At 71.8% G+C, this 22,789-nt stretch carries 22 protein-coding genes; all 22 read right to left on the bottom strand.

Going from position 1 to position 22,789, the window contains the following annotated elements:
- Positions 1-10: 10 nt before the first annotated feature.
- Positions 11-310 carry an NADH-quinone oxidoreductase subunit NuoK gene (nuoK, locus tag ACSNN9_RS16120; protein ID WP_436674024.1) on the bottom strand — a complete coding sequence of 100 codons (300 nt, stop codon included), beginning with the start codon at positions 308-310 and terminating at the stop codon, positions 11-13.
- Positions 307-1,077, bottom strand: a complete 771-nt coding sequence (locus ACSNN9_RS16115) for an NADH-quinone oxidoreductase subunit J (protein WP_436674022.1) — start codon at positions 1,075-1,077, stop codon at positions 307-309. Before ACSNN9_RS16115 ends, nuoK begins: the two co-directional genes overlap by 4 nt.
- A complete protein-coding gene (gene nuoI, locus ACSNN9_RS16110) occupies positions 1,074-1,715 on the bottom strand; it encodes an NADH-quinone oxidoreductase subunit NuoI (protein ID WP_436674021.1) in 642 nt (213 codons plus the stop codon). Before nuoI ends, ACSNN9_RS16115 begins: the two co-directional genes overlap by 4 nt.
- 1 nt (position 1,716) lies before the next feature.
- On the bottom strand, positions 1,717-3,072 hold the full coding sequence (gene nuoH / locus ACSNN9_RS16105) for an NADH-quinone oxidoreductase subunit NuoH (protein WP_436674020.1): 1,356 nt from the start codon (positions 3,070-3,072) through the stop codon (positions 1,717-1,719).
- Entirely contained in the window at positions 3,069-5,582 is a 2,514-nt protein-coding gene (locus ACSNN9_RS16100; protein WP_436674018.1) for an NADH-quinone oxidoreductase subunit G, read from the bottom strand. The genes nuoH and ACSNN9_RS16100 overlap by 4 nt, the downstream gene beginning before the upstream one ends.
- 58 nt (positions 5,583-5,640) lie before the next feature.
- Positions 5,641-6,957 (bottom strand): NADH-quinone oxidoreductase subunit NuoF, encoded by a 1,317-nt coding sequence (gene nuoF, locus ACSNN9_RS16095; protein WP_121397083.1) that lies wholly within the window; start codon positions 6,955-6,957, stop codon positions 5,641-5,643.
- The gene (gene nuoE, locus ACSNN9_RS16090; protein WP_436674016.1) at positions 6,954-8,123 is read right to left on the bottom strand and encodes an NADH-quinone oxidoreductase subunit NuoE; all 1,170 of its coding nucleotides are present in this window, start codon (positions 8,121-8,123) and stop codon (positions 6,954-6,956) included. The genes nuoF and nuoE overlap by 4 nt, the downstream gene beginning before the upstream one ends.
- Before the next feature lie 52 nt (positions 8,124-8,175).
- Entirely contained in the window at positions 8,176-9,501 is a 1,326-nt protein-coding gene (locus ACSNN9_RS16085; protein ID WP_357872710.1) for an NADH-quinone oxidoreductase subunit D, read from the bottom strand.
- Between the two features lie 52 nt (positions 9,502-9,553).
- A complete protein-coding gene (locus tag ACSNN9_RS16080) occupies positions 9,554-10,291 on the bottom strand; it encodes an NADH-quinone oxidoreductase subunit C (protein ID WP_436674015.1) in 738 nt (245 codons plus the stop codon).
- Positions 10,288-10,965, bottom strand: a complete 678-nt coding sequence (locus ACSNN9_RS16075; protein ID WP_089002433.1) for a NuoB/complex I 20 kDa subunit family protein — start codon at positions 10,963-10,965, stop codon at positions 10,288-10,290. The genes ACSNN9_RS16080 and ACSNN9_RS16075 overlap by 4 nt, the downstream gene beginning before the upstream one ends.
- A gap of 14 nt (positions 10,966-10,979) precedes the next feature.
- A complete protein-coding gene (locus ACSNN9_RS16070) occupies positions 10,980-11,345 on the bottom strand; it encodes an NADH-quinone oxidoreductase subunit A (protein ID WP_091099323.1) in 366 nt (121 codons plus the stop codon).
- 192 nt (positions 11,346-11,537) lie between these two features.
- Positions 11,538-12,815 carry a geranylgeranyl reductase family protein gene (locus tag ACSNN9_RS16065; protein WP_436674013.1) on the bottom strand — a complete coding sequence of 426 codons (1,278 nt, stop codon included), beginning with the start codon at positions 12,813-12,815 and terminating at the stop codon, positions 11,538-11,540.
- Between the two features lie 147 nt (positions 12,816-12,962).
- Positions 12,963-13,190 carry a hypothetical protein gene (locus ACSNN9_RS16060; protein ID WP_358091027.1) on the bottom strand — a complete coding sequence of 76 codons (228 nt, stop codon included), beginning with the start codon at positions 13,188-13,190 and terminating at the stop codon, positions 12,963-12,965.
- A 65-nt stretch (positions 13,191-13,255) separates the two neighbouring features.
- Positions 13,256-13,966, bottom strand: coding sequence for a demethylmenaquinone methyltransferase (locus tag ACSNN9_RS16055; protein ID WP_436674011.1), 711 nt, complete (start codon positions 13,964-13,966; stop codon positions 13,256-13,258).
- A gap of 155 nt (positions 13,967-14,121) precedes the next feature.
- Positions 14,122-15,390, bottom strand: a complete 1,269-nt coding sequence (locus ACSNN9_RS16050; RefSeq protein ID WP_436674009.1) for a cell wall anchor protein — start codon at positions 15,388-15,390, stop codon at positions 14,122-14,124.
- Positions 15,391-15,608: 218 nt separating this feature from the next.
- Positions 15,609-16,817, bottom strand: a complete 1,209-nt coding sequence (locus ACSNN9_RS16045; protein ID WP_436674007.1) for an LPXTG cell wall anchor domain-containing protein — start codon at positions 16,815-16,817, stop codon at positions 15,609-15,611.
- 351 nt (positions 16,818-17,168) lie between these two features.
- Positions 17,169-18,359: a cyclic dehypoxanthinyl futalosine synthase gene (gene mqnC / locus ACSNN9_RS16040; RefSeq protein WP_358091035.1), complete on the bottom strand. Its 1,191-nt coding sequence runs from the start codon at positions 18,357-18,359 to the stop codon at positions 17,169-17,171.
- A 200-nt stretch (positions 18,360-18,559) separates the two neighbouring features.
- Positions 18,560-19,669, bottom strand: coding sequence for a 1,2-phenylacetyl-CoA epoxidase subunit PaaE (gene paaE, locus ACSNN9_RS16035; RefSeq protein ID WP_436674005.1), 1,110 nt, complete (start codon positions 19,667-19,669; stop codon positions 18,560-18,562).
- A complete protein-coding gene (gene paaD / locus ACSNN9_RS16030) occupies positions 19,666-20,139 on the bottom strand; it encodes a 1,2-phenylacetyl-CoA epoxidase subunit PaaD (protein ID WP_436674003.1) in 474 nt (157 codons plus the stop codon). The genes paaE and paaD overlap by 4 nt, the downstream gene beginning before the upstream one ends.
- 22 nt (positions 20,140-20,161) lie before the next feature.
- On the bottom strand, positions 20,162-20,887 hold the full coding sequence (paaC, locus tag ACSNN9_RS16025) for a 1,2-phenylacetyl-CoA epoxidase subunit PaaC (protein WP_436674002.1): 726 nt from the start codon (positions 20,885-20,887) through the stop codon (positions 20,162-20,164).
- Positions 20,884-21,204 carry a 1,2-phenylacetyl-CoA epoxidase subunit PaaB gene (gene paaB / locus ACSNN9_RS16020; protein ID WP_121397098.1) on the bottom strand — a complete coding sequence of 107 codons (321 nt, stop codon included), beginning with the start codon at positions 21,202-21,204 and terminating at the stop codon, positions 20,884-20,886. Before paaB ends, paaC begins: the two co-directional genes overlap by 4 nt.
- The gene (paaA, locus tag ACSNN9_RS16015; protein ID WP_436674000.1) at positions 21,201-22,268 is read right to left on the bottom strand and encodes a 1,2-phenylacetyl-CoA epoxidase subunit PaaA; all 1,068 of its coding nucleotides are present in this window, start codon (positions 22,266-22,268) and stop codon (positions 21,201-21,203) included. The genes paaB and paaA overlap by 4 nt, the downstream gene beginning before the upstream one ends.
- Between the last annotated feature and the right edge of the window lie 521 nt (positions 22,269-22,789).

Genomic DNA, 22,789 nt, shown 5'->3' with positions numbered 1-22,789 from the left:
GCAGGACCCCTCAGTACTTCAGCAGGTTGGCGTCGTCGACGCTCGCGGAGCGCCGGGTCCGGAAGATCGCCATGATGATCGCGAGCCCGACCACGACCTCGGCCGCCGCCACCACCATCACGAAGAACGCCATGATCTGGCCGTTGAGGTCACCGTTGATCCGGCTGAAGGTGACCAGGGTCAGGTTGGCCGCGTTGAGCATCAGCTCGACGCACATGAACAGCACGATCGCGTTGCGCCGGATGAGCACACCGACCGCGCCGATGGTGAAGAGCACCGCGGCCAGCACCAGGTAGTTGTCGGGCGTCACTTGTCCGTCCCCTTCAGCGTGGTCTCCCGGTCGGTGAGCTCGCGCACCGGCAGGATGTCCGAGGTGCTCCGGTCGGTCAGCCGGCCGTCGGGCAGACGGGCCGGGGTGGCCACCGAGGAGGAGGTCGCGAAGACACCCGGGCCGGGCTTCGGGCCCGGGTAGTTGCCCGGGGCGAAGCGCGCCCGCATCGTCTTCGGCTGGTCCATCTTGTCCTGCTTGCGCCGCTCGACGTGGGCCAGCACCATCGCACCGACCGCGGCCGTGATGAGCAGCGCCGAGGTGAGCTCGAAGGCGAAGACGTACTTGGTGAAGAGCAGCCGGGCGATGCCCTGCACGTTGCCCTCGGCGTTGGCCTGCTCCAGGCCGACGGCCGTGGTGCCGTCCAGCGCGCGCCACAGCCCGCCGCCGACCAGGCCGGCGAAGCCGAGCCCGAGCACCGCCGCCGCGACCCGCTGGCCGCGCAGCGTCTCGATCAACGAGTCCGAGGCGTCGCGGCCGACCAGCATCAGCACGAAGAGGAACAGCATCATGATCGCGCCGGTGTAGACGATGATCTGCACCATGCCGATGAACGGCCCGGCCTGGAGCACGTAGAACACGCCCAGGCAGAGCATCGTCAGCACCAGCCAGAGGGCCGAGTGCACGGCGTTGCGCGCCGCGACCATCCCGATCGCGCCGATCAGCGCCAGCGGGGCCAGGATCCAGAAGGTCACCTGCTCCCCGCCGGAGACCCCGCCCGCCGCGGCGAGCACCGTCTGCGTGATCATGCTCCGTCCCCCTTGGCGGCCGCTGCCCGCTGGGCGTGCTGCTCGGCGCCGGGGAAGGTCACACCGGGGTGCTCCTCCACCTGGTACCGGCCCGGGTTGTTGGCCGAGTGCTCCGCGCCGGCCGAGGTGCCCGGGTTGGTCAGCGCGCCGACGTAGTAGTCCTTCTCGCTGTCGCCCAGCCGCATCGGGTGCGGCGGCTGCTCCATGCCCGGCAGCAGCGGCGCGAGCAGCTGCTCCTTCGTGAAGATCAGGTCCTGCCGGCTGTCCCGGGCCAGCTCGTACTCGTTGCTCATGGTGAGCGAGCGGGTCGGGCAGGCCTCGATGCAGAGCCCGCAGAAGATGCAGCGGGCGTAGTTGATCTGGTAGACGCTGGCGTACCGCTCACCCGGCGAGAAGCGCTGCTCGTCGGTGTTGTCGCCGCCCTCGACGTAGATCGCGTCCGCCGGGCAGGCCCAGGCGCACAGCTCACAGCCGATGCACTTCTCCAGCCCGTCCGGGTGCCGGTTGAGGATGTGCCGCCCGTGGTAGCGCGGCGCCGACACCGGCGGCTTGAACGGGTAGTCGGTGGTGACGACCTTCTTGAACATGTGCGAGAAGGTGACACCGAATCCCTTGAACGTTCCGGTGATCGCGCCCACGTCACACCTCCCTGGAGTCCGGGCCGGCGGCGATGTTGGCCGGCTCCCGCTCGGCGACCACGCGCCTCGTGCGCGGGCTCGGTGGTACCTGCAGGTCCATCGGGGGCAGCGGGAAGCTGCCGTGCGGCCGGTCGTTGACCTGCTCCTGGACCGTCGGCTTCGGCTGCGGCTTCCGGCTCGGCCAGAGCAGCGTGGCGAGCAGCAGGATGCCGGCGGGGATGCCGACGGCGATCAGCTTGCTGCGCGAGTCCCAGTCCTCGATCGAGCGCAGGCCGGCCAGGACCAGGATCCAGACCAGGTTGATCGGGAGCAGGACCTTCCAGCCGAAGCGCATGAACTGGTCGTAGCGCAGCCGGGGCAGCGTGCCCCGCAGCCAGACGAAGACGAAGACGAGCATGACGACCTTGGCGAAGAACCACAGCATCGGCCACCAGCCGGAGTTGGCGCCGGCCCAGATGGTGGTGATCGGCGCCGGGGCGCGCCAGCCGCCCAGGAAGAGCGTCGTGGTGACCGCGGACATGGTGACCATCGCGACGTACTCGCTGAGCATGTAGAGCGCGAACTTCAGCGAGCTGTACTCGGTCATGTAGCCCGCGACCAGCTCGGACTCCGCCTCGGGCAGGTCGAACGGCGCGCGGTTGGTCTCACCGACGGTGGAGATGAAGAAGATGATGAAGCTCGGCAGCAGCAGGATCGCGTACCAGCCGGGGGCCGGGATCTCGAGGCCCGCGATGCTCAACCGGGTGCCCTCGCCCTGGGCGGCGACGATCCCGCTGGTCGACATCGTGCCGGCGGTCATGAAGACCGCCACGATGCTCAGGCCCATGGCGACCTCGTACGAGATCATCTGGGCGCTGGAGCGCAGGCCGCCGAGCAGCGGGTAGGTCGAGCCGGAGGCCCAACCACCGAGCACGATGCCGTAGATGCCCATCGACGAGCAGGCCAGCAGCACCAGCACCGCCACCGGCACGTCGGTGACCTGCAACGGCGTCCAGTGGCCGAAGATGCTGACCATCGGGCCGAACGGCACCACCGACAGCGAGGTGACCGCGCAGATCACCGAGATGGTCGGGGCGAAGAAGAAGACGACCTTGTCGGCCGCCTTCGGCAGGATGTCCTCCTTGAAGGCCATCTTCAGGCCGTCGGCGAGGGTCTGCAGCAGACCGAACGGGCCGGCCTGGTTGGGGCCGGGCCGCACCGCCATGCGGCCCACGACCCGCCGCTCGAACCAGACGCCGAGCAGCGTGGCGACCAGGCCGAAGGCGAAGGCAAAGACGATCTTGATGAGGACCAGCCACCACGGGTCCCGGCCGAAGTCGGCCAGCGTCGGGTCCTGGGCCAGGTAGACCGCGTTCACTGGTGTACACCCCCTGCGTTGAGGAGCGGGCCCGGGCGGTCGGCCGCGTCGGCGGCGACCGCGGCGGCGGAGATCCGCACGACCGCTCCGGACGTCGCGCCGAGGCTGCGTCGCACGGTCGCGCCGGGCGAGTTGGTCGGCAGCCAGACGACGCCGTCCGGCATCTCGGTGATCTCCGCCGGCAGGGTCAGCGCCCCCCGGTCGGTGCCCACCGTCACCGGGTCGCCGTCGGCCACGCCGAGCGCCTCGGCGGTGCCCTTGCCCAGCCGGACCACCGGTGGGCGGGCGGTGCCGGCGAGGTGCTCGTCGCCGTCGGTGAGGCTGCCCAGGTCGATCAGCTGGTGCCAGGTGGCGAGCACCGCCTCACCGGCGCCCGGCTCGCGCACCGCGACCGGCTCCACCGACGGGGCGGCGGGGCGCTCGGTGCGGGTCCGCGGCAGCGCGCCCAGCTCGCGGCGGACGCTGAGCACGTCGCCGGTGCCGAGCTGCACGTCGAGCTGCGCGGCGAGCGCGTCCAGCACGCGGCCGTCGGTCATCGCGGCGGTGCGCAGCACCGCATCGAAGGGGCGCAGCCGGCCCTCCCAGTCCAGGAAGCTGCCGGCCTTCTCGGCCACCGGGGCCACGGGAAAGACCACGTCGGCCCGGCGGGCCACCGCGCTCATCCGCAGCTCCAGGCTGACCAGGAACGGCACCTCGTCCAGGGCCGCCTCGGCCAGCCGCGGGTCGGCCAGGTCGGCCGGGTCGACCCCGGCCACCACCAGCGCGCCGAGCTGGCCGCCGGCGGCGGCGGCGAGGATGCCGTCGGTGTCCCGGCCGGCCTGGCTCGGGATCACCCCGGCCGGGATGTCCCACGCCTCGCCCAGCTCGGCCCGTGCCGCCGGCTCGTTGACCACGCGGCCGCCGGGCAGCAGGTTGGGCAGGCAGCCCGCGTCGACCGCGCCGCGGTCACCCGCGCGCCGCGGCACCCAGGCCAGCTTCGCACCGGTACGCCGGGCCACGTCGGCCGCCGCGGAGAGACCGCCCGGCACGCTGGCCAGCCGCTCGCCGACGATCAGGATCGCGCCCTCGGCGCTGAGCGCCTCGGCGACCGTCGCGTGCTCGGCGAGCACGCTCGCCTCCTCGCCCGGCACCACCCGGGCCAGCTTGGCCCCGAGCTTCTCCAGGCCGCGGGTGGCGAACGGCGCGATCGCGTACACCGTCAGCTTCTTCTTCAGGTACGCCTTGCGCAGCCGCAGGAAGAGGATCGGGCACTCCTCCTCCGGCTCCAGCCCGACCAGCACCACGGCCGGCGCCTTCTCCACGTCGGCGTAGGTCACGTCGGTGACCCCGGCGACCGAGCTGGCCAGGAAGTCGGTCTCCTCGCGGGAGACCGGCCGGGCCCGGAAGTCGATGTCGTTGGTGTTCAGCGCGACCCGGGCGAACTTCGCGTACGCGTAGGCGTCCTCGACGGTCAGCCGACCGCCGGTGAGCACCGCCGTGCCCCGCCCGCCGTCCCGCGCCGCGCGCAGGCCCTCGGCGGCGACGGCCAGCGCCTCGCTCCACGCCGCCTCACGCAGCTCGCCGGTCTGCGGGTCGCGGACCAGCGGGGTGGTGAGCCGGTCGAAGGCGCGGGTGTACTGGAAGCCCCACCGCCCCTTGTCGCAGTTCCACTCCTCGTTCACCGCCGGGTCGTCGCCGGCCAGCCGGCGCAGCACCTTGCCCCGCCGCCAGTCGGTGCGCTGGGCGCACCCGGCCGAGCAGTGCTCGCACACGCTCGGGGAGGAGACCAGGTCGAACGGCCGGGCCCGGAACCGGTACTGGGTGCCGGTCAGCGCGCCGACCGGGCAGATCTGCACCGTGTTGCCGGAGAAGTACGAGTTGAAGGGCACGTCGCCGGATTCGGCCGCGGCATCGGCGTGGCCGGGGCAGCCCGCGTCCACGCCGTAGTCCTCGTCCCGGTAGATGTTGATCTCCTCGGCGGACGACCGGCCCATCAGGTCGATGAACTTGTCGCCGGCGATCTCCTCGGAGAACCGGGTGCAGCGCTGGCAGAGCACGCAGCGCTCGCGGTCGAGCAGCACCTGCGTGCTGATCGGCAGCGGCTTCGGGTACTCCCGCTTGTGCTCGTGGAACCGCGAGTCGGCGCGGCCGGTGGACATCGCCTGGTTCTGCAGCGGGCACTCGCCGCCCTTGTCGCACATCGGGCAGTCGAGCGGGTGGTTGAGCAGCAGCAGCTCCATGACCCCCTCCTGCGCCTTCTTGGCGACCGGAGAGGTGAGCTGGGTACGCACCACCATGCCGTCGGCGACGGTCTGGGTGCAGGAGGCGACGGGCTTGCGCTGCCCCTCCACCTCGACCAGGCACTGCCGGCACGCGCCGGCCGGGGCCAGCAGCGGGTGGTCGCAGAACCGGGGGATCTCGGTGCCCAACTGCTCGGCGACCCGGATCAGGAGCGCCCCCTTGGGGGCGGTGACCTCGACGCCGTCGATGGTGAGCGTGACGGTCTCGGTCTGCTTCGCTACGTCGGTCACAGTGCTTGCCTTTCGCTCGCGACTGCGGGGCTCGCTCCGCTCACTCCTCGCGCTCGCATCAGTGCGCTCCCACTAGCTGCTTGTCCGACAGCTTCGGCGCGGTACGTCCCTCGATGTAGTCGAGGTAGTCCTGCTTGAAGTACTTCAGCGACGAGGTCACCGAGCTGGTCGCGCCGTCACCCAGACCGCAGAACGAGCGGCCGAGGATGTTGTCGCAGGTGTCCAGCAGGGTGTCCAGGTCCTCGTGGGTGCCCTGACCGGCGAGGATCCGCCGGTAGACCCGGACCATCCAGTAGTTGCCCTCGCGGCACGGGGTGCACTTGCCGCACGACTCGTGGTGGTAGAACTCCAGCCACCGGTAGGTCGCGTAGACCGGGCAGTCCTGGTCGGAGAAGATCTGGGTGGCCGTGGTGCCGAGGATCGAGCCGGCCGCCGCCACCCCCTCGAAGTCCAGCGGCACGTCCAGGTGCTCCGCGGTGAGCAGCGGCGTCGACGAGCCACCCGGCGTCCAGAACCTCAGGTTGTGGCCGGGCTGCATGCCGCCGGCCAGCTCGATCAGCTCCCGCAGGGTGACGCCCATCGTGCACTCGAACTGGCCGGGGTTGGCGATCCGGCCGGAGAGCGAGTAGATCATCGGGCCGGACGACTTCTCCGTGCCCATGGTCTTCCACCAGTCGGCGCCGCCCAGCACGATGTACGGCACGCTGGCGATGGTGCCGACGTTGTTGACCACCGTCGGGCTCGCGTACAGGCCGTGGGTCGCCGGGAACGGCGGGCGCAGCCGGGGCTGGCCCCGGAAGCCCTCCAGCGAGTCCAGCAGCGCGGTCTCCTCACCGCAGATGTACGCCCCGGCGCCCGAGTGCACCACCAGCTCCAGGTCGAACCCGGAGCCGAGGATGTTCCGGCCGAGGTAGCCCTTGGCGGTCGCCTCCCGCACGGCGTTGCGCAGCCGGCGCGCGGCGTGCACCGCCTCGCCGCGGATGTAGATGTAGGCGCGGTTGGCCCGGATCGCGTACGACGCGATGATCACGCCCTCGACGAGCGCGTGCGGGTCGTGCGTCATCAGCGGGAGGTCCTTGCAGGTGCCCGGCTCGCCCTCGTCGGCGTTGACCACGAGGTAGTGCGGCTTGCCGTCGCCCTGCGGGATGAACCCCCACTTGAGACCGGTCGGGAAGCCGGCGCCGCCGCGACCGCGCAGCCCGGAGTCCTTGATCAGCTGGATCAGGTCGTCCGGGTGCGCCTTGAGCGCCTTGCGCAGGGCCGCGTAGCCGTCGAGCTTCTCGTAGGTGCCGATCCGCCAGGCGTCCGGCGACAGCCAGCGCTTGGTGAGTACCGGCGTCAGCTTGGCCAGGGTCTCCGGCCGGGGAGTGGTCACTTCTGGACCCCCGTCTCGCTCGCGACGGCGGAGCCGGCGCCACCGGTGCCCGCCTCGGCTTCCTTGAGGTTGCGCTCCTGCGCCCCGGCCTCGTCGCCGGCGGGCTTGCCGTCGCCGGCCGGCGCGTTGGCCGCCGCGCCGGCGGCCTCCGCCTCCTGCGCGTCGCGGGGAGCCGGCGGCGTGGGGTCCACCGGAATCTTGGTGCCGGGCGCGTCCGGCACGGCGGTCGCCGCGTCGGGCTGCCGGGTCTCGGCGGCCCGCACCTCGGGCGACTTGTCGTCCGGCGCCTTCACGTCCCGGGTCGTGCTGCCGGCCGCCTCGGCGGCGGGGGCCGGCGCGCCGGTGCCCGCGTTGCCGGTGGTGCCCGTGGCGGGCCCGGCGCCGTTGCCGCTCGCGGCCGGGACGGCCCTGGCCGGCTCGGGGGCCGGCTTCGCGGCGGCCTCGCTCCTGGCCTTCGCCTCGGCGGCGGCCTTGTCGGCCTCGGCCTTGCTCCGGATCGGGGTGTTCGGGTCGAAGCCCGGCACCGAGATGCCGTGCTCCTGCGCCAGCCGCAGCCCCCGGAGGGTGGGCTCCCCCGGCCCGCCGTCGGCGACCGCGCCCTCCCGCTCGTCGGCGAAGCCGGCGAGCTGCACCGCCATCTCCTTGAGGGTGCAGAGCCGGGCGCCCCGGGTCGGCATCGGCCGGCCACCGGCACGCAGCTCGTCGACCACGCCGCGCGCGGTCTGCGGGTCCACCCCGTCGAAGAAGTCGTAGTTGACGGTCATCACCGGGCCGTAGTCGCACGCCGCCAGGCACTCGGCGTGCTCCAGGGTGATCTTCCCGTCGGCGGTGGTCTCGTCGTGCCCCACGCCGAGGTGCTCGGCGAGGGTGTCGTAGACCTCCTGTCCACCGAGCACGTTGCACATCGTGTTGGTGCAGACGCTCACCAGGTAGTCGCCGGTCGGCCGGCGCTTGTACATGGTGTAGAAGGTGGCGACCGCCCCGACCTGGGCCTTGTTCAGGCCCAGCACCTCGGCGCAGAACGCCACGCCGGCCGGCGAGACGTAGCCCTCCTCGGCCTGCACGAGGTGCAGCAGCGGCAGCAGCGCCGACCGCGACCGGTCGGCCGGGTAGCGGGCGATGATCTCCCGTGCCCGCTCGCGGGTCTCGTCAGTGAAAACGCTCATCAGCGTCGCCTTCCGTTCACGACTGCGGGGCTCGCAAGCTCACTCCTCGCGCTCACCGGTCACACCCCCCCATGACGGGGTCCAGCGAAGCCCCACCGGCGATCACGTCGGCGATCAGGCCGCCCTCGGCCATCGCCGGGAGGGCCTGGAGGTTGACGAAGCTCGGCTCCCGGTAGTGCACCCGGTACGGCCGGGTGCCACCGTCGGAGACGGCGTGCACGCCCAGCTCGCCGCGGGGCGACTCGATGCCGACGTAGACCTGGCCCGGCGGCACCCGGAAACCCTCGGTGACGAGCTTGAAGTGGTGGATCAGCGACTCCATCGACTGACCCATGATCTTCGCGACGTGCTCCAGCGAGTTGCCCATGCCGTCGACGCCGATGGCGAGCTGCGCCGGCCAGGCGATCTTCTTGTCGGCCACCATGACCGGGCCCGGCTTGAGCCGGTCCAACGCCTGCTCGACGAGCTTGAGCGACTCCCGGATCTCGGCGAGCCGGACCACGTAGCGGCCCCACACGTCGCCGTCGGTGTGCGTCGGCACGTCGAACTCGTACGTCTCGTAGCCGCAGTACGGCATGGTCTTGCGCAGGTCCCAGGCCAGGCCGGCGGAGCGCAGCACCGGGCCGGTCACGCCGAGCGCGACGCAGCCCGTCACGTCGAGCACCGCGACGTTCTTCGTCCGCTCGAGCCAGATGGGCTGCCCGGAGAGGAGGTTCTCGTACTCCTTGAGCCGCTTCGGCAGCAGCTTCAGGAACTCGCGGATCTTGACGATCGCCTCGTCCGGCACGTCCTGGGCGACGCCGCCCGGCCGGACGTACGCGTGGTTCATCCGCAGGCCGGTGATGATCTCGAAGATCTCCAGGATGTACTCACGCTCGCGGAAGCCGTAGAGCATCATGTTGATCGCGCCCAGCTCCATGGCGGTGGTGGCCACCCAGACCAGGTGCGACGAGATCCGGTTCAGCTCCATCATCAGGACCCGGATGGTGTTCGCCCGCTCGGTGATCTGGTCGGAGATCCCGAGCAGCTTCTCCACCGCCAGCGCGTAACCCGTCTCGTTGAAGATCGGGGAGAGGTAGTCCATCCGGGTCACGAAGGTGCTGCCCTGGACCCAGTTGCGGTATTCGAGGTTCTTCTCGATGCCGGTGTGCAGGTAGCCGACGACCGAGCGGGCCTCGCGGACCGTCTCGCCCTCCAGCTCCAGGACCAGCCGGAGCACGCCGTGCGTCGACGGGTGCTGCGGGCCCATGTTGACGACGATCCGCTCGTCGTTGATCGGGTCGGTCCCCGAGACGACGCTGTCCCAGTCGCCACCGGTGACGGTGAAGACCCTGCCCTCGGTGGTGTCGCGCTCGGCGGCGTAGTTCGACGTGGTCACAGTGCCGGCCCTCCGTTCACGACTGCGGGGCTCGCAAGCTCACTCCTCGCGCTCACTGGTAGGACCTCCTCCGGTCCGGCGGCGGGATCTCAGCGCCCTTGTACTCGACGGGCACGCCGCCGAGGGGGTAATCCTTGCGCTGCGGGTGCCCCTCCCAGTCGTCCGGCATCAGGATCCGGGTCAGGTTGGGGTGACCGTCGAAGACGATGCCGAACATGTCGTACGCCTCGCGCTCCTGCCAGTCGGCCGTCGGGTAGACCGACGTGACGCTCGGCAGGTGCGGGTCCTCGGCGGAGACCGCGGCCTCCAGCCGCACCGTGCGGCGGTAGGTCATCGAGGTGAGCTGGTAGACGACGTGCAGGCGGCGGGCGTCGGCGCCGAGGTAGTCGACCCCCGACACCGAGGAGCAGAGCTCGAAGCGGAGCGCCATGTCGTCGCGCATCACCTGGCAGACCTCGGCGATCCGCTCCGGGCGGATGTGCAGGGTCAGCTCGCCCCGGTCGACCACGACCTTCTCGACGGCGTCGGCGAAGGCCGGGTACGCCTCCTCCAGCGCGTCGCGGACCTCGTCGAAGTAGCCCCCGTACGGCCGGGGCGCGTCCTCGATGGTCCGGCGCTGGCGGACGAGGCCGCCGAAGCCGGACACGTCCCCGGTGCCCTGGTTGCCGAACATGCCCCGGCCGGCCGGGCTGGCCGGGGGGTACTCGGCGGGTGCGGTGCTGCTGGCGCCGGCCGGCGTGACCGGTACCGGCACGCCGCCGTCGTCTTTCCTGTCCTGAGGCGCGGTCACTTCTGGACACCCCCGTGCTGAAGGTGGTTCTGGGCCTTCATCCAGTTCTCGATCCGCAGCTGCTCCTCGCGACCCTCACGGACCGCCTTGGTCCACTCGGCCCGCCGGGCCTTGTCGCTGCGGTACGACGACGGCATCGAGCCGTAGGGGACGACCGGGACGTCGCCGCGGGCCTGGCGCGCCTCGAGCATCTTGCGGCCGTTCGGGCCGAGCGGCTCGTGCCCGATCTTCTCGCGCAGCTTGAGCACCGCGTCGATGAGCATCTCGGGCCGGGGCGGGCAGCCGGGCAGGTACATGTCGACCGGGACGATGTGGTCGACGCCCTGCACGATGGCGTAGTTGTTGAACATGCCGCCGCTGCTGGCGCAGACGCCCATCGAGATGACCCAGCGGGGCTCCGCCATCTGGTCGTAGATCTGGCGCAGCACCGGGGCCATCTTCTGGCTCACCCGGCCGGCCACGATCATCAGGTCGGCCTGTCGGGGCGAGGCCCGGAAGACCTCCATGCCCCAGCGGCCCATGTCGTAGTGCGGACCGCCGGCGGCCATCATCTCGATGGCGCAGCAGGCCAGGCCGAAGGTGGCCCCCCAGACCGACGTCTTCCGCGACCAGTTGACCAGCTTCTCCACCGAGGTGAGCAGGACACCGGCGGGAAGCTTCTCCTCGATACCCATCTGAGGTTCCTCCCTCAGTCCCAGTCCAGGCCGCCGCGCCGCCAGACGTAGGCGTAGGCGACGAAGACCGCGACGATGAACAGGACCATCTCCACGAAGCCGAAGATCGGCAGGGCGTCGAACGAGACCGCCCAGGGGTAGAGGAAGATGATCTCGATGTCGAAGACGATGAAGAGCATCGCCGTCAGGTAGAACTTGATCGGGAACCGGCCGCCGCCGACCGGCTGCGGGCTGGGCTCGATGCCGCACTCGTACGCCTCGAGCTTGGCCTTGTTGTAGCGCCGGGGACCGGCGAAGCGGGCAGCGCCCACGGAGAACAGCGCGAACCCCGCGGCGAGGGCGAACAGCCCGATGATCGGTGCGTAAGGCGAGAGCGACATCGTTTTCTCCTGCTCGTCCTTCCCTGCCCTGGTCCTTGTCAAAAATCACACTATTCACGTCCCTCGCGACGGTCGTCGGCGGGGGTCGATCTCCCTTGTCCGCGCCTGCAGCCATCGCCGACCGTGGACGGGGCCGTCACACCGGGCTGCCTTCGCTGGCGACCGCGGGGGCTCGCGGGCTCACTCCTCGCGCTACACGGCCGGCGCCACTCTCGTCATCGCGTTGATGACGCGGTCCATCGCGTCCCCGTCCCGGGGGTCGGTCAGGTTGGCCAGCAGCTTGAGCACGAAGCGCATCAACATCGGGTGCGGCATGCCGTGCTTCGTGGCCATCCGCATGATCTCGGGCCGGCCGATGAGCTTCACGAAGATGCCGCCGAGCCGGTAGTAGCCGCCGAAGCGGGCCTTCAACTCCGTCGAGTACGCCGCGAGGGCGCGCTCCCGGTCCGCGCCGGCGGGGCGCGCGAGCGCCTGCACGGCGACCTCCGCGGCCAGCTCGCCGGACTCCATCGCGTACGCGATGCCCTCGCCGTTGAACGGGTTGACCATGCCGCCGGAGTCACCGACCAGCATCACGCCGCGGGTGTAGTGCGGCACCCGGTTGAAGCCCATGGGGAGGGCGGCGCCGAGGATCGGGCCCTCCGCGTTCGCCTCGTCGGTCATGCCCCAGTCGGCGGGCGTGTTGGCCAGCCAGTCGGTGAGCAGCCGACGGTAGTTGGTCTTGCCGAACGCGGACGAGGAGTTGAGCACGCCGAGGCCGACGTTGACCCGGCCGTCACCCAGCCCGAAGATCCAGCCGTACCCGGGCAGCAGGTTGTCGCCGCTGTCCTTGCTGCGCAGCTCCAGCCAGGATTCCAGGTAGTTGTCGTCGTGCTTGGCCGGCGAGCGGTAGTAGCGGCGGACGGCGACGCCGATCGGCCGGTCCTCGCGCTTGGCCAGCCCGAGGGCGAGCGGGAAGCGGCCGGAGACCCCGTCGGCCGCGACGACCAGGGGCGCGTGGAAGGTGGCGGGCTCCTTGCCCGGGCCGACCTCCGCCTCGACGCCGGTCACCCGGCCGTCCGGGCCCAGCACCGGGCCGGTGACGTTCACGCCGGTGCGCAGCTCGGCGCCTGACCCCACGGCACGCCGGGCGAGCAGGTCGTCGAAGTCGAGCCGGGTGCGCACCAGGCCGTAGTTGGGGAAGCTCGCCAGGTCGGGCCAGTCCAGCTCCAGCCGGACGCCGCCGCCGATGACCCGCAGGCCCCGGTTGTGCAGCCAGCCCGCCTCGGGGGAGGTGTCCACGCCCATCCGGATCAGCTGCCGCACCGCGCGCGGGGTCAGCCCGTCGCCACAGACCTTCTCCCGGGGGAACTCGGTCTTCTCGAGCAGCAGCACCCGTACGCCGTGCCGAGCCAGGTGGTACGCGGTAGCCGACCCACCGGGACCGGCGCCCACGACGATCACGTCGGCGTCCTGTTCCACCGCGGCCATCCCGCGCCTCCTCCCGCATGCTCGTGAAATGCTTCACAAGCCAGACGGTGGGAGTCTATGACCGACGTCATGACCACGCCGGATCAGGGGTACCTAACTTGCCCCGGACACGTCGGCCGAGGTCGGAGGGCGGGTCGTCGGCGGGCGTCAGCGCCGGGCGGAGGTGGCCGGGTCCAGGCCGGCGTCGTGCCGGATCGTCTCCGGCAGGTGCTCGCGCAGCGCGCCGCCGGCGGCGCGGTCCAGAGCGGCCAGCACCTCGGCCACCACCTGTCGGACGTCGGCGGGATCCGCGCCGGCCAGCTCCTTGAGCTGGGCGATGAGTTCGGTCGCGTCGTCGGTGGCCTCCGCGCCGACCGCCTGGTGTCGTCCCGTCATGGAGGCGAGCTTACGGAACAAAGTGGAGCAAAAACGGATAACTGCGGAAAAGGGGTCGGATCGGCCTAGGCGCGGACCGCGCGGTGCAGTGCCGCGATCCCGCCGGTCAGGTTGCGCCAGGCCACCCTGCCCCAGCCCGCCGCGCCGATCCGCGCGGCCAGGGCGGGCTGGTCGGGCCACGCCCGGATCGACTCGGCCAGGTAGACGTACGCGTCGGGGTTGCTGGAGACGGCGCGGGCCACGCTCGGCAGCGAACGCATCAGGTACGACAGGTAGACCGTGCGGAACGCCGGGTTCACCGGGGTGCTGAACTCGCACACCACCAGCCGGCCGCCCGGCCTGGTGACCCGGGCCAGCTCCCGCAGGGCGGCGTCGGTGTCGTTCACGTTGCGCAGCGCGAAGGAGATGGTCACCGCGTCGAAGCTGGCGTCGGCGAAGGGCAGCTTCAGCGCGTCCCCGGCCAGCAGCGGCACCTCGGGACGGGTCCGCTTGCCGACGCGGAGCATGCCGAGGGACAGGTCCGCGCCCACCGCGTACGCACCCGACTGGGCCAGTTCCTCGGTGGAGACGCCGGTGCCCGCGCCCACATCGAGCACCCGCTCACCCGGCCGCAGGTCGAGCGCGGCCCGGGTGGCCCGCCGCCAGAGGCGGTCCTGCCCGAAGGAGAGGACGGTGTTGGTCAGGTCGTAGCGAGCCGCCACGCCGTCGAACATCGCGGCGACCTCGTGCGGCTGCTTGTCCAGGCTGGCGCGCTGGCCCTGCGGGGTACGGCTCACCCCTCCACTCTGCCAGCCCCGCGCGCGCCGTCGGCTGGTGGGTCGGTCGCCGCCGGGGTGCGTCACAGGGGCGCGGTGGCCCGACCCGCCACGGGGCCGGGTACGCCACGGGGGGGGCGGGATGGTCGCCCACCCCGCCCCCGTGCGGCCGTACGTCAGTCGGTCGACTTCTCGTCACCGGGCGCCACCAGGACGACCCTGCGCCGCCGGGAGACCAGCAGCAGCGCGCCGCCGGCCAGCAGCACGGCCACGCCGATGCCGCCGATCAGGCCGGCCTGCACGCCGGTCACCGGCAGCCCGCCGCCGTCACCGCCACCGCCGCCGGTGCCCGGGGTCGTGGTCGGGACCGCCGTGGACCCGCCCGTCGGGGTGGCCGTCGGCGCCACGGTCGGCGTCGGCGTCGGCTCCCCGGTCGGCGTCGGCGTCGGGCTGGGCTGCGCCGACAGGTCGACGAAGGCCTCGAAGACCGTGTGGTTGTCCAGCGCGTCCACCTCGGAGAAGGCCTTCCGCTGCGCCGGGCCGGCCACCTGCGGCTCCTGCTCCGGCTCGCCCTCGGCGGCGTCCAGCCCGTACGCGAAGAGGTCGCCCTCCCGGAGCACCGGCTCGGTGACGTCCTCGCCGACCTTCACCGTGACGTCGGCGGTGTAGTACTGCCCACGGCGGACGATCGCGCCGGCGTCCTCGCAGAACGCCTGCTCCCTGTCGGGGAGCGCCTGCTCGACGCAGCCCTCGGGCAGCGTCACGAAGCTCACGCCCGCCGGGAGGGTGATGCCGTAGAAGACGCCGGTCGCGGGCCGGCTGCCGTCGTTGTAGACCGCCCAGTCCAGTGCGACGGTCTCGCCCCGGCGCACCGGCCTCAGGTCCGGCTCGTCGGCCACCGCGCCGTTGACCACGACGTTGCCCTGGACGTCCTGCACCCAGGCGGTGAGGTCGTAGCCCGGCTTCGTCACGGTGACCGGCACCTCGACGACCTCGTCACCGAGGTCGCTCTCGGGCGTCGTGGTGGCCACGCCGACGACCAGCACGCCGCCGTCGCCCCGGCCGCCCGTGCTGAACAGCGGGACGCCGAAGTCCTTGCTGGTCCCGGCGGGCAGGTCGCCGAGGGAGCACTGGTAGAGGTAGTCCTCGATGACGTGGCAGCCCTCGGGCACCACGAAGCCGACCCGCCGCTTCTTGAGCTCCCGGGTGTTCACCCGGTACGAGACGTTCTCCGCCGTGGCCGTGCCGGCGTTGGTGACGGTGAACTTGAACGGCTTGCTCCGGGCCGCGTCGACACCCTTCGCGAGCTGGGTGCTGAGCGGGACCACGGCGAGGTCCGGCCCGTCGGCGGCGTGGGCGGGAACCGCGACGGCGGTCAGGCCGCCCGCCGCGAGGAGCGCCACGGCACCGGCGCGGGCCAGGGCCGAGCGATGGAACAGGGTCATCGGTCCCCCGTGGGGTTAGGGAAGAAACGGATGGTTGCGGAACCGGGGCGGACGTTATCGAAGGTCGATGCGACGCGCCAGCAGGCAGATCGTGTCTCCTCCGTCCGGCCGATCCGGACGGACGGCCCGACGCACAGCGGGGGGGGGATGGTCACCCATCCCCCCCCCGCTGCCGTGCGTTATGTGAACGACCCTCGCGGGTCGATGGAGGACGACCGTCAGGCCGTCGGCTTCTCGTCGCCCGGGGTCACCAGGACGACCCGGCGCCGCCGCGCCACCATGAACATGACCGCACCCGCGACCAGCACCGCGCCGCCGATGCCGCCGATGAGGGTGGTCTGCGCGCCGGTCACCGGCAGGCCGCCGTCGTCGTCACCGCCGCCGCCCGTGCCGCCCTTGGCCGCGACGATCACCGCGTAGCCGTCGGAGTTGTCGGTGGCGTCCACGTCCTTGGCCTGCAGGCCGGTGACGTTCTCCGGCAGGTTGACCGCCTTGGGGGCCCGCAGCTGGCCGGGCGTGGACCCGATCGGCTCGACGCTGACCAGACCGCCCTTGAGGGCGCCCGGCTTCACGCCCGCCGCCACGTCGAACAGGTGGTAGAAGCCGTAGGCCGAGTACACCTTGTCCTCGGGGTTGGTGTCCTCGTCCTGCGGGATCAGCCCGAAGTTGGCGTAGGTGCAGGTGAAGGTGGACTTGTCGGCCGCGTACTCGCAGCCCTGCTCCACCTCGGTCGGGGTCACGCCCTTGGGCAGCTTGACGCTGATCTTGAGACCGGCGGCGGCCTCGTCACCCTGGTTGCTGATGAAGTAGGTCAGCGCCGAACGACCGCCCGCGTGCAGGTCACCGGAGTAGACCGGGTTGCCGTCGACGATCTTCACGGCCTGCTTGACGTCCTCGGCGACGACCGAGAGGTCCGGCCCGCTGGCGTCCGAGAAGTCCAGCGTGGCGGTCTTGGTGTTGTTCGCCGCGTTGGTGTCGTCCTTCGAGATGAGCTTGAAGGAGAGCGGAGCCTTGTAGGTGCCCTCGGCCTCGAACTTGAACAGGACGATCGGCAGGTCGGTGGTCTCACCCGGGCCCGGCAGGCCCTTCTCCGTCGCGTAGCAGACGAACGCGGTCGGCTTCTCCCCGTCGAGCTCCACGTCGCAGCCGTCCTCGACGGCCGGCACGGCGGCGACCTTGTCGAAGTCGACCTTGGACACGTCCACCCGCACGGCCAGTTCGCTCGGGGTGTTCTTGCCCGTGTTGGTCACCTTCGCGTAGGCGAACTTGCCCTGCGCGTTGGCGGCGACCCGCGTGCCGGCCACCTCGATCGCGAGGTCCGTCTCCGTGCCTGCGGCGTGGGCCGGGCTACCGAGAGCGGTCAACGCGCCGGAGGCGAGCAGCGCGCCGGCGCCGATACGCGCCAGCGAACGGTTACGGAAGATCATGGAAGAGTTCCCCCCGTTGGGGTGAAGGAAAGGTACGGCCGGGGACGTTAGCGGTAAGCGATCACGCACGCCACCCCGCAGGCCGGGCGCGTTGAACAGCGTGGCTAAGAATCGCTTAAGGAATGCCCGGATTGATATGTCTTGCTGCCCCTGCCGCCCCGGCACCGGCCCCGAATGGCAACCTAATCGAGATCAACGGCCCACGGGAATTCACCCGATCGGCCAGCCGGCGAGGCCGTCGACGGTCACTCTCCGTGCGCCACCGTCCACACAGCGGCCCGCGTACGACGACACCCCACCGCCGGACGACGGTGGGGTGTCGGGGTCGCGCGGGTGGCCGCGACGCGCCGCTCAGCGGGCGTCGACCAGCGGCAGGGCCTTTCCGGCGCCGCCGCCCGGCATGGCGATCGAGGAGAAGTGCGAGACCACCCGCTCGTCGGTCGGATCGTCGGCCGGGGTCCGGTGCACGGCCAGCCGGTTGTAGAGGGTGTCGCGCTGGGCGGGGATCCGGTCCGCCGAGCGGATCATGCCGATCAGCTCGTGCAGGTTGGAGCGGTGCCGCGCGCCGGCGGAGGAGATGACGTTCTCCTCCAGCATGATCGAGCCGAGGTCGTCCACGCCCATGTGCAGGGCGAGCTGCCCGACGTCCTTGCCGGTGGTCAGCCAGGACGCCTGCAGGTGCGGCACCGTCTCGAAGAAGAGCCGGGCCACGGCGACCAGCCGCAGGTACTCCAGGGTGGTGGCCTGGGTGCGGCCCTTGAGGTGGTTGTTCTCCGGCTGGTACGTCCACGGGATGAACGCCCGGAAGCCCTTCGTGCGGTCCTGCACGTCGCGGATCATCCGCAGGTGCTCGATCCGCTCGGCGGCGGTCTCGCCGGTGCCCATCATCATGGTGGCGGTCGACTCGACGCCCTGCCGGTGCGCCAGCTCCATGACCTCCAACCAGCGCTCGCCCGACTCCTTCAGCGGCGCGATCGCCGTACGCGGCCGGGCGGGCAGCATCTCGGCGCCGGCGCCGGCGATCGAGTCCAGCCCGGCCGCCTTGATCCGGGCGATGGCCTCGTCCAGGCTGACGCCGGACACCTTGGCCATGTGCAGGATCTCGCTGGGGCCGATCGAGTGGATCGCCAGCTGCGGGTAGGCCTTCTTGACCGAGGAGAACAGCTCCTCGTAGTACTCCACGCCGTAGTCGGGGTGGTGGCCGCCCTGGAGCATGACCTGGGTGGCGCCCAACTCGACCGCCTCGCCGCAGCGGCGCAGGATCTCCTCGGTCGGGTGGGTCCAGCCCTCCTTGTGCTTGGGGGCCCGGTAGAACGCGCAGAACTTGCACGCCGTCACGCAGACGTTGGTGTAGTTGATGTTGCGGTCGATCAGGTACGTGACGATGTTGTCCGGGTAGCGCCGTCGGCGCACCGCGTCGGCAGCCTCGCCCAGGGCGTGGAACGGCGCCTCGGTGTAGAGCAGCAGGGCCTCCTCGGGCGTGATCCGCCCGCCGTCCGCGCCACGCTGCAGGATGTCGTCGATCTCCCGGCTCACACTCACCCCCCGAGCCTACGTCGCCCCCTCCCCGGCCGGCCTCGCCGGACTCCTGTCGACCACGCCACAGGCCCCCGTCCGACGGCCGGGCACCGGGTCGGGGCTGCGAGCTGAGCACCGGCGGGGTGGGGGGTCGGCGGCGTCGACGCGGTGCCAGCGCCGGCCCCGCCGACCCGGCCTCCCCCGCCGCCCGGCGGGCAGCCCGGTCAGGCGTCGTAGTCGACCGTGAGCCGGTCGGTGGTCGGGCTGGCCTGGCAGGTGAGGACGTAGCCGGCGGCCACCTCGTCCGGCTCCAGCGCGTAGTTGCGGGCCATCGTGACCGCGCCGTCGACCACCTTGGCCTTGCAGGTCGAGCAGACCCCGCCCTTGCAGGCGTAGGGCAGCTCGCCGCGCACCTTGAGCGCCGCGTCCAGCACCCGCTCGTCGCGCCCCATCGTGAAGCGCGACGACCGGCCGTCCAGCAGGATCGTCACCTCGGCGCCACCCCCGGGCTCGTCGGCCGGGCGCCGCGGCGGGGCCGGGGCCTCGGCGACGTGGAACAGCTCCGTGTGCACCGCCGACTCCGGCACGCCACGCGCGGCGAGCACCTCCCGGGCGTCCACCACCATGTCGTACGGGCCGCAGAGGAACCACTCGTCGACGGCGTCGCCGGGGACGATGGTGTCCAGCAGCCGGCCCAGCCGGGCGGCGTCGATCCGACCGGAGAGCAGCGGCGACTCGCCCTGCTCCCGGGAGAGCACGTGCACCAGGTGCAGCCGGGTCGGCCACCGGTCCTTCAGGTCGGCCAGCTCCTCGGCGAACATCACCGTGTTCGCCGTGCGGTTGCCGTACACCAGCGTGAACGTGCTGGCCGGCTCGACGGCGAGCGCCGTCGCGACCAGCGCGAGCACGGGGGTGATGCCCGAGCCGGCGACCACCGCGCCGTAGTGGCGGACCCGGTCCGGCGCGAAGGCCGTGGTGAAGTGCCCGAGCGGCGGCAGCACCTCGATCGTGTCGCCGCCGCGCAGCGCGCCGCAGGCGAACGCGGAGAACGCGCCGCCGGGGATCTCCCGCACGCCGATCCGCAGCCGGCCGTGCCGGGCCAGGTCGTCGGGCGTGGAGCAGATGGAGTACGACCGCCGCACGTCCTCGCCGGCGGCACCGGGCCGCCGGACGGTGAGGTGCTGGCCAGCGGAGAACGCGAACGTCTCCCGCAGCTCCTCGGGCACGGCGAAGGTGACCGCCACGGCGTCGCCGGTGAGCCGGTCGACGGCGGCGACGGAGAGCGGGTGGAAGACCGGCCGGCGACGGACCGGGCGGGTGATGGTGACAGTCACAGCGCCTTCAGGTGGTCGAAGGGTTCACGGCAGGAGCGGCACCGCCACAGTGCCTTGCACGCGGTCGAGCCGAAGCGGCTGACCTGCTCGGTCTCGGGCGAGCCGCAGCGCGGGCAGCGGACGGCGAGGGTCAGCGGCACCACGTTGCCGGCGCGTACGGGCGCCGGCGGGGCGATGCCGGCGGCGGCGAGCCTGGCCCGGCCGGTGTCGGAGATCCAGTCGGTGCTCCACGCCGGGCTGTAGACGGTCCGCACGTCGGCGTCGGGATGCCCGGCGGCGGCCAGCGCCCGCCGGATGTCGGCGCGGATCACGTCCATCGCCGGGCAGCCGGTGTAGGTGGGGGTGATGGTCACGACCACCCGGCCGGTGGCCGGGTCCTCGTCGACCGCCCGCAGGATGCCGAGGTCGTCGATGGTGACGACCCGGATCTCCGGGTCCACCACCGCAGCCACGGCCTCCCGCGGAGTCACCGGTGCGGCCCCCCGTTCGCGCTCACCAGCGCGCCCCGGGGTGGGCGCGGTGCAGCACCTGCATCTCGGCGAGCAGGTAGGACAGGTGCTCGGTGTGCACGCCGTCCCGCCCGCCGGCCGGCGCCCAGCCGGACTCCGGCCGGGTCAGCGTGGCCTCGTCGAGCACGGCGGCGACGGTGGCGTCGAAGTCGGCCCGCAGGGTGGCCGGGTCGACCGGCGCCGCCGGGTCGGAAGCGAACAGCTCGTGCACGTACGGCCAGACCTGGTCTACCGCCGACTGCATGCGCCGGTGCGACTCCTCGGTGCCGTCGCCGAGCCGCCGCACCCACAGCGAGCCGTGGTCGAGGTGGTAGGCCGACTCCTTGCGGGCCTTGGCGCCGATCGCCGCCAGCCGCTCGTCGGCGCACCCGGTCAGCGCGGTGTAGAGCGGGAGCTGGTAGGCCGCGAGGAAGAACAGCTTCGCCATGGTGACCGCGAAGTCGCCGTTGGGCTGCTCCACCAGCAGGCAGTTGCGGAACTCCCGGTCGTCGCGGAGGAACGCCAGCGCGTCCTCGTCCCGGCCGGCGCCCTCCAGCTCGCCCGCGTACGACAGCAGGAGCCGGGCCGCACCGAGCTGGTCGAGAGCGATGTTGGCCAGCGCGATGTCCTCTTCCATCTCCGGCGCGCGGGTGGTCCACTCGGCCAGCCGCTGCGCCGCGACGAGCGCGTCGTCGCCGAGGGCGAGGGCGAAGTCGAAGGGGCCGTTCACAGGTGGGCCACCCCGTCCGGCACGTCGTAGAAGGTGGGGTGGCGGTAGACCTTGTCGGCCGCCGGGTCGAAGAACGCGTCCTTCTCGTCGGGGCTGGAGGCGGTGATCGCGCCCGCCGGCACCACCCAGATGGAGACGCCCTCCTGACGGCGGGTGTAGAGGTCCCGCGCGTTGCGCAGGGCCAGCTCCGCGTCGGGGGCGTGCAGGCTGCCGACGTGGGTGTGCGACAGCCCGCGCCGCGCCCGCACGAAGACCTCCCACAAGGGCGAAGGACCGCTCACGCCGCGCTGGTCCGTTCGCTCGCTACGCTCGCTCACGCCGCCACCTTCTCCTTCTTCTCCACCCGCTTGGCGGCGTACGCCGCGGCGGCCTCACGCACCCAGGCGCCGTCGTCGTGGGCGCGGCGGCGGTGCTCCATCCGCTGCCGGTTGCACGGACCGTTGCCCTTGATGACCCGCATCAGCTCGTCGTAGTCGGGCTGGGTGAAGTCGTACGACTGCCGGGACTCGTTCCAGCGCAGGGCCGGATCCGGAATGGTCAGGCCGAGGATCTCGGCCTGCTGCACGCACATGTCCACGAAGCGCTGGCGCAGCTCGTCGTTCGAGAAGCGCTTGATCTTCCAGGCCATGGACTGCGCCGAGTGGGTGGAGTCGGTGTCCGGCGGGCCGAACATCGCCAGCGACGGGTACCACCAGCGGTCGAGGGCGTCCTGCGCCATCGCCTTCTGGGCGGGGGTGCCGTGCGCGAGCGTGTGCAGGATCTCGTAGCCCTGGCGCTGGTGGAACGACTCCTCCTTGCAGACCCGGATCATCGCCCGCGCGTACGGCCCGTAGGAGCAGCGGCAGAGCGGCACCTGGTTGACGATGGCGGCGCCGTCCACCAGCCAGCCGATCGCGCCCACGTCGGCCCAGGTCAAGGTGGGGTAGTTGAAGATCGAGCTGTACTTCTGGCGGCCGTTCAGCAGCAGCTCGACCAGCTCGTCCCGGCTGATCCCGAGGGTCTCGGCGGCGGCGTAGAGGTAGAGGCCGTGGCCGGCCTCGTCCTGGACCTTGGCCAGCAGGATCGCCTTGCGCTTGAGCGACGGGGCGCGGCTGATCCAGTTGCCCTCCGGCTGCATGCCGATGATCTCGGAGTGCGCGTGCTGCGCGATCTGCCGGATCAGCGTCTTGCGGTACGCCTCGGGCATCCAGTCGCGCGGCTCGATCTTCTGGTCGGCGTCGATGACCTCGGCGAAGTAGGCCTCGAGGTCCTCGTCGGGGCCGGGGGCGCCGCCGCGGCGGCCACGCTCGGCGGCCTCCCGCAGGGCCGCCTCCGCCGCCTCGACCTCGCCGAGCAGGCCGCCGCCGGGTGCGTCCTCGGCGGAGAAGTCGTTGCCATACATGGGGTCAAGTGTTACAGCTCGCCTCTCGGGGCACCAGAGGGTGTAACAGGTTTCCGGAGACACTTTCGGCACGGGGCGGCGACTGCGGGTAGCCGCCCAAACTATGACTTGGCTCACTATGGAAAGCTGAATCCTCTCAACAGCCGCATAGCGGCTCGATATCCCGCCTACATGGCAAGTTGCCAGGTGTCGGGTTCTGGCGCACCGCCGATCCGCACGTAGACTTCCCCCGTCACACCGATCGGCTGCCGACGATCGCCCCGAGCAACACGGAGGGCGGATCCCCCGGCCCTCGGCGAGCCGCCGATCCGTCCGACAACCAGCCGGTCCCCCCGGCCCTGACCTCTGGAGCTCACCCACTCATGCGATCCCGCGTGACCCTGGTGCTCGCCGTCGTGGCGGTCCTCCTCGGTGGCGGCCTGCTCGTTCCGGCCGCGTACGCCCGACTCGCCGGCGACGACGCCGCCAACGCCCTCTACGGCGCCGTGGGCCGGGCCGCGACGATCAAGCGGATGATCAGC

Origin of the sequence: Micromonospora sp. URMC 107 (assembly GCF_051386315.1) — a bacterium.
Lineage (GTDB): Bacteria > Actinomycetota > Actinomycetes > Mycobacteriales > Micromonosporaceae > Micromonospora.
Note: the sequence above shows the minus strand (reverse complement) of the source record. Positions and strands in the feature narration are given on the sequence as shown.